The organism is Acinetobacter sp. ANC 3882, assembly GCF_022549545.1.
Lineage (GTDB): Bacteria > Pseudomonadota > Gammaproteobacteria > Pseudomonadales > Moraxellaceae > Acinetobacter.
In genome coordinates, this window is sequence record NZ_JAKZGB010000010.1 from 13,626 (window position 1) to 26,242 (window position 12,617).

General features: G+C 40.3%; 10 protein-coding genes. 6 read left to right on the top strand and 4 right to left on the bottom strand.

The annotated features are described in order from the left end of the window. Positions 1-122: 122 nt before the first annotated feature. Positions 123-341, top strand: a complete 219-nt coding sequence (locus MMO42_RS15610; RefSeq protein ID WP_241321224.1) for a DUF1653 domain-containing protein — start codon at positions 123-125, stop codon at positions 339-341. Positions 342-381: 40 nt separating this feature from the next. Continuing rightward, on the top strand, positions 382-969 hold the full coding sequence (locus MMO42_RS15615; RefSeq protein ID WP_241321225.1) for a class I SAM-dependent methyltransferase: 588 nt from the start codon (positions 382-384) through the stop codon (positions 967-969). Here MMO42_RS15615 and MMO42_RS15620 read toward each other — a convergent pair. Beyond that, positions 946-1,995: an AraC family transcriptional regulator gene (locus MMO42_RS15620; protein WP_241321226.1), complete on the bottom strand. Its 1,050-nt coding sequence runs from the start codon at positions 1,993-1,995 to the stop codon at positions 946-948. The genes MMO42_RS15615 and MMO42_RS15620 overlap by 24 nt on opposite strands. 122 nt (positions 1,996-2,117) lie before the next feature. On the opposite strand from MMO42_RS15620, the gene MMO42_RS15625 reads away from it, so the two are divergent. Then, complete coding sequence (locus MMO42_RS15625; protein ID WP_241321227.1) at positions 2,118-3,311, top strand: alkane 1-monooxygenase; 1,194 nt, start codon at positions 2,118-2,120, stop codon at positions 3,309-3,311. Between the two features lie 51 nt (positions 3,312-3,362). On the opposite strand, the gene MMO42_RS15630 is transcribed toward MMO42_RS15625, so the two are convergent. Further along, positions 3,363-3,572 carry a KTSC domain-containing protein gene (locus MMO42_RS15630; protein ID WP_005294945.1) on the bottom strand — a complete coding sequence of 70 codons (210 nt, stop codon included), beginning with the start codon at positions 3,570-3,572 and terminating at the stop codon, positions 3,363-3,365. A 254-nt stretch (positions 3,573-3,826) separates the two neighbouring features. After that, positions 3,827-4,390 carry an alkyl hydroperoxide reductase subunit C gene (gene ahpC / locus MMO42_RS15635; RefSeq protein WP_004654049.1) on the bottom strand — a complete coding sequence of 188 codons (564 nt, stop codon included), beginning with the start codon at positions 4,388-4,390 and terminating at the stop codon, positions 3,827-3,829. Between the two features lie 479 nt (positions 4,391-4,869). Here ahpC and hrpA point away from each other — a divergent pair, with 479 nt between their 5' ends. Both hrpA and MMO42_RS15645 read left to right on the top strand, forming a co-directional pair. Continuing rightward, on the top strand, positions 4,870-8,724 hold the full coding sequence (gene hrpA / locus MMO42_RS15640; RefSeq protein WP_241321228.1) for an ATP-dependent RNA helicase HrpA: 3,855 nt from the start codon (positions 4,870-4,872) through the stop codon (positions 8,722-8,724). Between the two features lie 45 nt (positions 8,725-8,769). Beyond that, positions 8,770-9,876, top strand: coding sequence for a beta-ketoacyl-ACP synthase III (locus tag MMO42_RS15645; RefSeq protein WP_241321229.1), 1,107 nt, complete (start codon positions 8,770-8,772; stop codon positions 9,874-9,876). Positions 9,877-9,937: 61 nt separating this feature from the next. On the opposite strand, the gene lipA is transcribed toward MMO42_RS15645, so the two are convergent. After that, positions 9,938-10,951: a lipoyl synthase gene (lipA, locus tag MMO42_RS15650; RefSeq protein ID WP_241321230.1), complete on the bottom strand. Its 1,014-nt coding sequence runs from the start codon at positions 10,949-10,951 to the stop codon at positions 9,938-9,940. Positions 10,952-11,141: 190 nt separating this feature from the next. Here lipA and sthA point away from each other — a divergent pair, with 190 nt between their 5' ends. Beyond that, positions 11,142-12,557 carry a Si-specific NAD(P)(+) transhydrogenase gene (sthA, locus tag MMO42_RS15655; protein WP_241321231.1) on the top strand — a complete coding sequence of 472 codons (1,416 nt, stop codon included), beginning with the start codon at positions 11,142-11,144 and terminating at the stop codon, positions 12,555-12,557. Positions 12,558-12,617 lie beyond the last annotated feature (60 nt).

The following is a 12,617-nucleotide window of genomic DNA, read 5'->3' on the forward strand; positions in this document are numbered from 1 at the left end:
GGTTTTTTGAATTTTAAGTGTGTTGGCCGTTATATGTGCAGATAGTGTCATAAAAATTTGAGTACAATCAAAGTTGTTATATAACTGCAATCATTTCGTGGCATAAATAAAGGGTAAGTAACATGGCGTTACAACGTGGTATCTATCAGCACTATAAAGGTCAGCTATATCAAGTGTTTAATGTTGCACGACATAGTGAAACCGAAGAAGAATTGGTCGTCTATCAATGCTTATATGGTGATTATTCGATGTGGGTACGCCCATTGACGATGTTTACCGAAACCGTTCAGCTTGACGATGGTCAAATTTTACCGCGCTTTAAACTGATACAAACGACTTAAATTCAATGCGCTTTTCATTTAAGCACTTGAGGGATCAGACATGACCAGCACTGTATTTTTACAACGTATCTCTGATTTATATGATGAGTTTAAACAACATGATGCTCGACAGTCTGATCGTTTAAGACGGTACCGAAATATTGAAGCTGAGTCTGCCAAGCTACTTGCGATGTTGGTTCGGACTCAACGATCAAAACGAATTTTAGAAATTGGTACTTCTACCGGTTATTCCACACTTTGGCTGGCGGAAGCTGCGAAAGTGGTGGGAGGCAAGGTACAGACACTAGAAATCAATGCATTTCGTAGTGCTCAAGCAAAAAAATATGCGGAAGAGTTTGGCTTGGAATCTTGGATCGATTTTTGGGTCGGGGATGCGGCTGATTATTTGGCTGATGGGACTGAGCCTTTCGACTTAATTTTACTTGATGCCGAGCGTGGTAGTTATGCGGGGTATTGGGAAGACTTAAAGCGCTTATTGCAATCTTCAGGCAGCACTTTAATTGTTGATAATGTCATTTCCCATGCGGCAGAAGTGAAGACATTTCTTGAACTGATTAAGGATGATGAAGATTATATGAGCACCATCCTGCCGATCGGTGCGGGTTTATGTATGGTGGTGTTGAAGTGAATCGGTTTTGCCTTGATGTTGTAATCGATACGCTTGAGGGCTACAGCCCAGTACCTTATTAAATGCACGGGTAAAATTGGCAGGATTGGAATAACCCAGCTCATAGGCAATATGGGTAATGGTAAACGTGGAATTTTCTAATAAATCAATGGCACGCTCTGTACTGATCTGCTGTTTTAGAGCTTGAAATTCAACACTTTGTTGCTGCAAATAGCGTTGTAAGGTTTTAGTAGAAATGTTTAATACTTTGGCACATTCCATGAGCGTTGGAACTTGATTGGCTTGTCGCAACATCATGCTGACCCATTCCACAATTTCACCTTGATGATAGATTTTCTGGATTTGTTCCTGACAGCGTTGCTCGACTATTTTTAAACTATGTGCATCTGCCAAAGGCAAGGGTAGCGCCAATTGTTGCTGATCAATCACCACACGGATACCTGAAAGCCAAGTATAGTTAAAGTGGAAATTGGCTTTCACTAAAGATAAATAACGTTCTTGATAACTTGGCTCTGGAACACTCAAATACACTTGGTAGCGTTGTAATTGCTGACCTGCCAATTCTAACAGGCTGTAGTAAAACGCCACCGCAATCGCTTCAATATGAAAGGCCAAACACTGCTTATTCATCTGCAAAATTGGTTCAAATAACAGTTCAACCTTTTGTTGATGGGGCGGAAACTGAATACTCAGCTTAAAACTCGGCATAATCAGTCTAAAATATTGCGCAATCAGCCTAAGTGCATGTTCCAAATTAGGACTGGTCATGAGCGCATAGCCCACCAAGCTATGTGAGCTGAGTTTTATATTTTTACCAAGTTCAAAGGCCAGATCTTGGGTGTTGGGTAGACTTAAACCAATTTCAATGAATTGTTCAATTTGTTGAATCGACAAGAATTCTGTTTTTGCCAGCTCTTGCTGCACTGCCATCAATAACTCATTATCGTATTGATGGGTACCCATCAATATTTCAATCAGTCGTAAATAATAACGTGATGGAATAACTGGGATCTGTTGCTTCTGCACAATAAAAACTCATTAAAGTCTTAAAATGATAATAGCAAGTCTTAAAATGATAATATAGAGCGGTGATGAAGGAACACAATCAATTCAAGCAAAACATTTTGTGTTTGATTGAGGAGTTTCTAATGAATATGCATACTCAACTGGATGTCGAGCAAGCGACAACAAAATTTAAGGATAAAAAACGTCATTTATGGCTTTTAGGTTTGGCGGTACCAACCATTGCTATGGGTGGCTTGGCGGGCTATCAATTTGGTCCTAAAAAAACGAAAAAGTTTTTTGCTTCATTTGGACCATTATTTATTCATGGTGTCATTCCCGCATTGGATAAACTCATTGGTGAAGACACAGAAAATCCACCCTTAGATGCAATCGCGGATTTAGAAGCTGATCCGTATTACGCTCGTATCGTTAAACTTTTTATTCCTTTGCAATACGCGACCAATATCTACGGGGCATATTTAGCCAGTCGTAAAAATACACCAGTTGCTGATCAGGTTTTACTGGGAACTTTGGTGGGCATGGTCAATGGAATCGCGATTAATACTGCACATGAACTTAGCCACAAAAATGGACAACTTGAACATTATTTATCGCATTTAGCGTTAGCACCATCAGGCTATAACCATTTCCGAATCGAACATCCTTATGGACATCACCGTCGTGTTGCAACACCCGAAGATCCAGCATCGTCACAATTCGGTGAAAGCTTTTGGAAGTTTTTACCGCGTACCGTCATTGGCAGCTTTAAATCAGCGATCGAGATTGAAAAGAGTCGTTTAGAACGTAAGAAACTACCTTTCTTTTGTAAGGAAAATGAGTTAATTCATGGCTGGGCAATGTCTGCTATGTATCATGCTGCGATGTTCAGCAAGTTTGGTCTGCGTTCAGTACCGTTCCAACTCACACAAGCGGCTTATGCGATTACCTTGTTTGAATCGGTAAATTACATCGAACATTATGGTTTAAAGCGTGCAAAGAAAGAAAATGGTCAATATGAACGTACTTTGCCAGAGCACAGCTGGAACAATAATAATGTGGTGACCAATTTGTTCTTGTATCAATTACAGCGTCATTCAGATCATCACGCCAATCCGACCCGAAGCTTTCAAACCTTACGTCACTTTGAAGATGCACCACAGCTACCAGCAGGATATGGTGCAATGATTTTGCCTGCATTTATTCCATCTTGGTGGTCAAAAATTATGGATGATCGCGTTGTAGCGCACTATAAAGGTGACCTCAACAGAATCAATATGCATGAGGATGTGAAGGAAAAAATGCGAGAGAAATATATAGAGCAAAATGAAGCAGCTTAAATAATCGAAAGACATAAAGCAGATCAGCCCAAGCGGGCTGATTTTTTATGATTAAGCAGAAATACAGAGCCTTTTAAAGTGCAGATCAAACTCAAGATATTTGTGAACAAAGGCAGTTTTATCAGTGGTACGTAACAAATTATTGTAAATAAACTCTGGAACGGGATGATAGAGCTCACCTGAGCCATTGCTATAGAAGATTTTTAAATAGCGTGAAGAAACATCATATTTCCAAGAGGTTACAACAACAGATTTTTCCATATAACGACTCCTACTTTTGTTTGATCTTTTAGTACATATCTAAAAACTCTTTTGTTTCATAATTTGACAGTACTCCAACTTGAGCAGGCTGACAATTCATAAATGAATGTTGCTATAAATTTATAAGTATAAGAATTGTAAAAAATTAGCTATAAATTTTCGCTGTGGGATAGGGCTTGGATTGATAAAAATAATCAATAAAAAAACCACCCTAAAAAGGGTGGTTTCAAACCTATCGGTCTAATCTAAAAAAATTAGATTTTACCAACTAAGTCGATAGATGGAGCAAGAGTTGCTTCGCCTTCTTTCCATTTAGCTGGGCAAACTTCACCTGGGTGAGCGTGAACATATTGAGCAGCTTTAACTTTACGAAGAAGTTCAGATGCATCACGGCCAATACCACCAGCGTTGATTTCAACGATTTGGATTTTGCCTTCTGGATCGATTACGAAAGTACCACGGTCAGCAAGACCAGCAGCTTCGATTAATACGTCGAAGTTTTTAGAAAGAGTCCACGTTGGGTCACCGATTAATGGGTATTGGATTTTACCAATAACTTCTGAAGTGTCGTGCCAAGCTTTGTGCGTGAAGTGAGTGTCAGTAGACACGCCATAGATTTCAACGCCTAATTTTTGGAATTCAGCATAGTTGTCAGCAAGGTCGCCTAACTCAGTTGGACATACGAAAGTGAAGTCAGCTGGGTAGAAGAATACAACAGACCATTTGCCTTTAAGATCTGCTTCAGATACGTCAACAAATTGACCGTTGTGGTATGCAGTTGCTTTAAATGGTTTAACTTCAGTATTAATTAAGCTCATCATTGTCTCCATGATTGAGGTTTTATTGAGAGGCTAACGCCTTACTTGTTTACGAGGTCAAGAATAAATAATTTTTAGTTATTGGGGAAATAGTATTTTTACATTACTAAAATCGGAAAATTGAATAACTCAATCAAAAACGACTTTCACCCAAAGATATTTCTTCTATTTGACTCCATGCAGATGAAGCAAAAATGACAAAATATCTGAAAACTAACGTGCATAACAACATGAAGTCTACGCCATCAAAATTCAAGGGTAAAATTGAAAAAAGATAAAAATATATAAAAAACCAAGATATACGATTAAATTTTCTACATCACATGAATGTATAAAATGATCGGGGAATAAAAAGTGCAATGAGGTAAATAAGCTAAGTTTTGCATTCTGTCGCCAAGTGAATGAAAAGGTTTCTTTGCATAGCAAGGGCTTAAAGCGTAAAATAGCCGATTATTTTATTTTTTCAGGAAAGCTGTTCAGTGCAGAGTCATTTAAATGTAGATCAATTGGTTATGGCACGTGACCGTCACCGTTTAAATCGACTGCGCAAAGATAAAAAAACAGAAACAGCAGAAATCGAAAAACTCATTGAACAATCGAATCATAAGGTACAACAACGCTTAGCACGTGTCCCCAAAATTAAGCTGAACCAAGATTTACCCGTTACCCAATATGCAGACCGTTTAATTGAGGCGATTCAAAAGCATCAGGTCATCATTGTTGCAGGTGAAACAGGTTCTGGTAAAACCACACAGCTTCCACAAATTGCCATGCTGGCAGGTCGTGGACTTACAGGGATGATTGGCCATACTCAACCACGCCGTCTAGCTGCGCGTAGTGTCTCGCAACGTATTGCAGAAGAAGTCGGTGAGAAACTTGGTGAATCGATTGGCTTTAAAATCCGTTTTAATGAGCAAGGTTCGCAAGACTCAATTGTTAGGTTAATGACCGATGGTATTTTGCTGGCTGAACTGACCAATGACCGTTTTTTATCAAAATACGATACGATCATTATTGATGAAGCGCATGAACGCTCACTCAATATCGATTTTATCATGGGTTATCTCAAGCAGCTTTTGCCAAAACGCCCTGATTTAAAAGTGATCGTGACGTCGGCGACGCTAGATGTAAATCGTTTTAGCCAATATTTCTATGATGCACCAATTTTTGAAGTAGAAGGTCGTAGTTTTCCTGTCGAGCTGCGTTATCGTCCAATTTCTGAACTGAGTATCGTGGGCAGTGATGACGACGAATTTGATGATTTTGAAGAAAATTTACCGCGTGCTGTGGTACAAGCGGTAGAAGAATGTTTTGCCGATGCCGAAGCAAAAGGTCATCCTGAATATGCAGATATTTTAATATTTGCCAGTACTGAACAAGAGATTCGTGAATTACAGGAAACGCTGCAAAAATATGGTCCTCGTCATACTGAGGTATTGCCTTTATATGCGCGTTTGGCACTCGCAGAACAACAAAAAATCTTTAGTCCGAGCGGCAAAGGGCGACGAATTATTATTGCCACCAACGTTGCTGAAACTGCCTTAACAGTGCCAAACATTCGTTATGTGATTGATAGTGGCTTTGCTCGTATTTCACGTTATAACTATCGTTCGCGTGTACAGCGTTTACCGATTGAAGCAATTTCTCAGGCTGCAGCCAATCAGCGTAAAGGGCGTTGTGGCCGTATTGCTGCGGGTGTTTGTATTCGTCTATATAGCGAAGATGATTTTTTAAGCCGTCCTGAATTTACTGAACCTGAAATTAAGCGGACCAACTTGGCCTCTGTTATTTTGCAAATGCAAAGCTTAGGCCTAGGTAATTTAGAAGACTTTGATTTTATTGAGCCGCCTGATTTCCGCTTGGTGAATGATGGACGTAAGCTCTTGGTAGAGTTAGGCGCATTAAATGAACGTAAGAATGATTTAACCAAAGTCGGTCAAATGATGGCGCGTATGCCAATTGACCCGCGTTTAGCACGTATGTTGATTGGCGGGGCACATTTTGGTGTGCTCAAAGAAACCTTGATTATTGTTAGTGCCTTAGCCATTCAAGATCCTCGAGAACGTCCTGCCGACAAGCAAATGCAGGCTGATCAAAAGCATGCATTATTCAAAGAAGCAGACTCAGACTTTTTATTCTATTTAAAACTCTGGAATACGCTGCAAACCAGTCCTGAAACACAAACTGAGAATAAGCGTCGTCAATTTGCACGTCAGCACTTTTTAAGTTGGTTACGTCTGCGTGAATGGAAGCAAACTCATCAGCAATTGGTTGAATTGGCAGAAGGTTTAAAGCTGAGTTTTAATGAAAAATCAGCCAATTATGAAAACCTGCATCGTGCCTTACTCACGGGTTTACTTTCATTTATCGCCAATAAGACCGATGAACGTAATACTTTTATGGCGGTGCGCCAACAAAAGGCTAAAGTTTTTCCTGCAAGTACTTTGCACAAAACCAATACGGCTTGGGTCATGGCATTTGAGATGGTGGAAACCTCTCAAGTGTATTTACGGACTTTGGCGAAAATTGATCCGGAATGGATTTTATTGGCTGCGCGTGATTTATTGAAGTACCACTATTTCGAACCACATTGGTCGAAAAAAGCAGGTATCGTCAATGCTTATGCTCAAATCTCTTTATTTGGTTTGATTATCGAGCCAAAAAGATTAATCAATTTTGAGAAAGTAGACCAACCTGCGGCACATGAAATCTTTTTACGTGATGCATTAACGACAGGTCATTTAGGCATTACTCCACCATTTTTAAAACATAACTTGCTCAAACTTGAAGAAGTTGAACGGGTTGAAGATAAGCTGCGTCGTCGTGATTTGGTGGTGGATGAAGAGACCATTTACCAGTTCTATGCAGCAAAAGTGCCTGAAGAAATCGCCAGTCGCAGTAGTTTTGAAGATTGGCGCGCAACCATTGAGTCAGAGCAGCCACGTTATTTATTTGTAGAAGATGATGCGTTGTGGATGAATGATCGCCCAACCACACAGCAATTCCCAGATTATTTACATAATGGGCAGCTGCGACTTGCTGCCAGCTATCGTTTTGATCCAAGTCACGATGAAGATGGTGCGACAGTTAAGATTCCTGTGCAGGCTTTACCACAAGTGGATGAAAAGCAGTGGTCGTGGGGGATTCCGGGCTGGCGTCAGGATTTAATCGAAGCTTTATTAAAAGCCTTGCCAAAAGACAAGCGCCGTAATTTGGTCCCGATTCCCGATACTGCAAAAAAGCTGATGCAGGGAATTGATGCTGTTCATTTGCGCGAACATTTATTTAGCTACTTGGCATTTGCTTTACGTGGTGAGCAGATTACGGAAAGAGATTTTTCTTTTGAGCGAATTGATCAGTATCTGATCCCGTTTATTAAAGTTGTTGATGAAAAAGGCAAGTTAATCGCACAAGGGCGTGATCTGGATGAGTTGAAAGCGCGTTGTCGTGTCGAAACCCACCGTCCAGTGAAACAGCAACAAGGTGAGTTCCAGACCTTCCCTGAAAATTTTGTATTTGAAGCATCGCAAAAAGTAACAGGTGTTGTGATCAAGCAATATCAGGCTTTGGTACCAACGAAAGTATTTGCAGAGCTTGAAGCAAAAGATGAATCGGGTGTGGTGATTCAAACCTTTAATGATCAAGATGAAGCCATTAAGCAACATCGAGAAGGGGTGATTCGTCTGGTGCATATGCAATTGGGTGATTTAATCCGTCAATTGAAAAAACAAATTTCCAAGCCTTTGGCTTTGGCCTATTCTCCACTAGGTGATCGAGCGAAACTGGAACAAATGCTGGTCTATGCAACTTTACAGGTGTCGATTCAAGAATTACCTAAGAATGCGGATGAGTTTCAACAGCTATTGAATGAAACGAAAAAGCAGTTTTTAGCAAATGGTCAACAGACATTAAATGATTTAACTGAAATATTTACCCAATGGCAGCAGATCCGCCGTGAGTTGTTGGTGTTGGATCAGACGATCTTTGGTCGAAGTGTAGATGATATTGAAGATCAACTCGATTTAATGTCACTGGCAAACTTTGTGTATAGCTGTCCTGCTGAAATTTGGCAGGAATACCCGCGTTATTTAAAAGCACTGCTATTGCGTTTAGATCGTTTGCCAAATAATCTACAACGAGACCTTGCTGCGATTGATGATGTCGATCCATGGATGGACAAAGTATTTAAATTTAAAAATGATCCTAAAATCAAAGAATTGTATCTGAAGTTGGAAGAGTTCAGGATTTCTTTGTTTTCTCAGCCAATGAAAACAAAGCTGCCTATTTCACCAACTAGATTACAAAAACTATGGGATCGATTAGCAATCGGTTAAACTGAGAAATATGATAGCTAGAACCATTCTTTACAGGAGTTTTACATGGGCATCCGTATAACAGGTACAGGTTTATTCCATCCAACTGAATCTATTTCCAATGAAGAGTTGGTTGAAAGTTTAAATGCTTATGTAGAACAGTATAACCAAGATAATGCGGCGCAAATCGAAGCAGGCGAAATTGAAGCTCTTCGTGGCTCAAGCCCTGAATTCATTGAAAAAGCATCAGGTATTCAACGCCGTTATGTGGTCGAAAAATCAGGTATTCTTGATCCGACACGTTTGCGTCCACGTTTGCAAGAACGCAGCAATGATGAACTTTCACTTCAAGCGGAGTGGGGTGTGATTGCTGCAAAACAAGCGATGGAAAATGCAGGTGTAACAGCTGAAGACATTGATGTTGTGATTTTGGCATGTTCAAATATGCAACGTGCATATCCTGCTGTTGCGATTGAAATCCAGTCTGCATTGGGTATTCAAGGCTATGCCTATGATATGAATGTGGCATGTTCTGCTGCGACATTTGGTTTGAAACAAGCCTATGATGCAGTGAAATGCGGGGCGCGTCGTGTGTTATTGCTCAATGTTGAGATTACCTCGGGTCATTTAGATTATCGCACCCGTGATGCACACTTTATCTTTGGTGATGTTGCAACGGCATCGATTATTGAAGAGACAGAAACTAAATCGGGTTATGAAATCTTAGACATTCATTTGTTTACTCAGTTTTCAAATAATATCCGTAATAACTTCGGTTTCTTAAACCGTAGTGAAGATGCAGTTGTGGATGATAAATTGTTCCGTCAAGACGGCCGTAAAGTCTTTAAGGAAGTATGTCCTCTAGTCGCTAAAATCATTACGGCTCAATTGGAAAAATTGGAATTAACTGCTGAACAAATCAAACGTTTCTGGTTACACCAAGCCAATGCCAATATGAATGAACTAATTTTGAAATTGGTTGTCGGCAAAGAGGCTGATTTGGAACGTGCACCAATCATTCTTGATGAGTTTGCTAATACTTCTTCTGCTGGTGTGATTATCGCAATGCATCGTACAGGCGAACAAGTGAATGATGGTGAGTATGCTGTGATTTCGTCATTCGGTGCTGGCTATTCTGTCGGTTCGATTATCGTGCAAAAACATATTGCTTAAGCTTTTGAATTCATAAATAAAAAACACCACAATTGTGGTGTTTTTTATTGCCTGTTAAACGTTAAGCTTCAATCGCTTGAACGGCAATTTTCTTGGCAGGATCGACTTTACGACGTACAGCTGGTACTGGTTCACCATGGTATTGGCGATCAGCAAAGTAGCTTGAGCGAACCATTGGGGCAGACCAGATATTTCTAAAACCAAGTTTACGACCATGTTCTGCATAACGCTCGAATTCTTCTGGTGTAACAAAGCGGTCAATTGGTGCATGTTGTTTAGATGGCTGTAAATACTGACCAATCGTGATGTAATCAACATCATGAGCTCTAAGGTCATCGAGTAGGGCAATCACTTCTTCTTCAGTTTCACCGATACCCACCATCAAACCACATTTAGTCGGTACATCTGGGCAGTATTCTTTAAACATTTTTAACAGAGTTAAAGAATGCTGATAATCTGAACCTGGGCGCATCGCTTTATATAAACGCGGTACGGTTTCAATGTTGTGGTTGAACACATCTGGTGGACATTCAGTCATGATGCGTAAGGCAATATCCATACGACCACGGAAGTCGGGTACTAGAATTTCCAACAATGTTTTTGGACTTAATACACGGGCTTCTTTGATACAATCAACAAAGTGTTGCGCACCACCATCTAACAAGTCATCACGGTCAACCGAGGTAATGACGGCGTATTTTAAACCAAGATTTGAAATGGTTTCTGCCATGTGACGTGGTTCGTCTGGGTCCAATGCATTTGGGCGGCCGTGTGCGACGTCACAGAATGGACAGCGACGTGTACAGATATCGCCCATAATCATGAAGGTTGCTGTACCACCACCGAAACATTCAGGTAGGTTAGGACAAGCGGCTTCTTCACATACGGTGTGTAGTTTTTGCGAGCGCAAGGTTGTTTTGATACGCTGAACTTCTTCTGGAGCGGTCATCTTGACTCGAATCCAGTCGGGTTTGCGAGGTACTTCAACCGTAGGGATAACTTTTACAGGAATTCTCGCGACTTTTTCCGCGCCACGAAGTTTTATACCCTGTTCAGGTTTACGGTGTTCAGACATATAAGTTCTACAGCCTTTGACTTGAGATATCCCGTTATTATAGTCAAATTTAACGCTTGAAAGCATGAAAAGTGGTATTCATTTTGAAAATGTAAATATATAAAAATATATAGTTGTGAAATACATCATCTGGCTGCATATTGGTTATCATAGATAAAGCAAAAACGGTTAAGAGACAAAGGAGCTTTGAATGCCACGTAAGAAAGAGGTCGTTGGTGGGAATATTGTTAAATATGATGCAGTAATTCTCGGTTCTGGCCCAGCTGGCGAAGGCGCGGCAATGAAGCTTGCAAAAGCAGGTAAACGTGTTGCAATCGTTGATGTTCGTGATCAACTCGGTGGTAACTGCGCGCACGTAGGAACAATTCCAAGTAAAGCTTTACGTCAAACAGTTTCAAGTATCATTCGTTATCAACGTGACCCAATGTTTCAAAAAGTAGGTGAGTGGAAACAATTCACCATGAAACAGGTACTACGTAATGCACACAAAGTCATTCAACAGCAAGTTGATACGCATACACGTTTTTACGATCGCAATAAGATCGAAGTTTTTCACGGTCGCGCATATATCCAAGATAAAAACACTGTATTGATTTTCGGTCAGGATGGTATTAAAGACACCATTATTTGCAAGCAAATTGTGATTGCAACGGGTAGTCGTCCGTATCAACCCAAAGGTTTAGATTTTAATCACCCACGTGTGTTCGATTCAGACAAGATTCTTGATCTTGATTATTCAATCCAGAAAATCATTATTTATGGTGCAGGTGTTATTGGTTGCGAATATGCTTCTATTTTCATCGGTCTGGATCATAAAGTTGATTTGATCAACACTCAGCAAAAGCTTTTAAGCTATCTTGATGATGAAATTGCAGATGCCTTGTCTTATCACTTACGCGAGCAAGGTGTGTTGATTCGTCACAATGAGCAAATTGATCGTTTAGAGACCTTTGATGATCATGTGGTTTTACATTTGCTCAGTGGTAAGAAAATCAAAGCAGATGCGATCTTATGGTGTAATGGTCGTTCAGGGAATACTGATGGACTTGGTTTAGAAAATGTGGGCTTAGTACCGAATGGTCGTGGCCAATTGATGGTGAATGATCAATATCAAACCGAAGCAGAAAATATTTTTGCTGCTGGCGATGTGATTGGTTGGCCTTCACTTGCTTCGGCTGCGTATGACCAAGGTCGTTGCGCGGGTGCAAATATGGTTGGTGAGAAAAATGTGAAGCCAATCCGTGATGTACCAACAGGGATTTATACCATTCCAGAGATTTCTTCGATTGGTAAGACTGAGCAAGAACTGACTGAAGAAAAAGTACCTTACGAAGTGGGACAAGCATCTTTCCGTCATTTGGCTCGTGCACAGATTACGGGTGATACCGTCGGTGAATTAAAGATCCTGTTCAATCGTGATACTTTAGAGGTGTTGGGGATTCACTGTTTTGGTAACAATGCGGCAGAGATTATTCACATTGGGCAAGTGGTCATGCACAGTCCAAACAATACCTTGAAGTATTTCGTAGAAACTACATTCAACTATCCAACGATGGCTGAAGCGTATCGTGTTGCGGCTTTAAATGGTATGAATCGTTTGTTCTAAGCCATAGAGACATTGTATGATCAAAATGCCAATCAACTCGATTGGCATTTTGCTATCTTG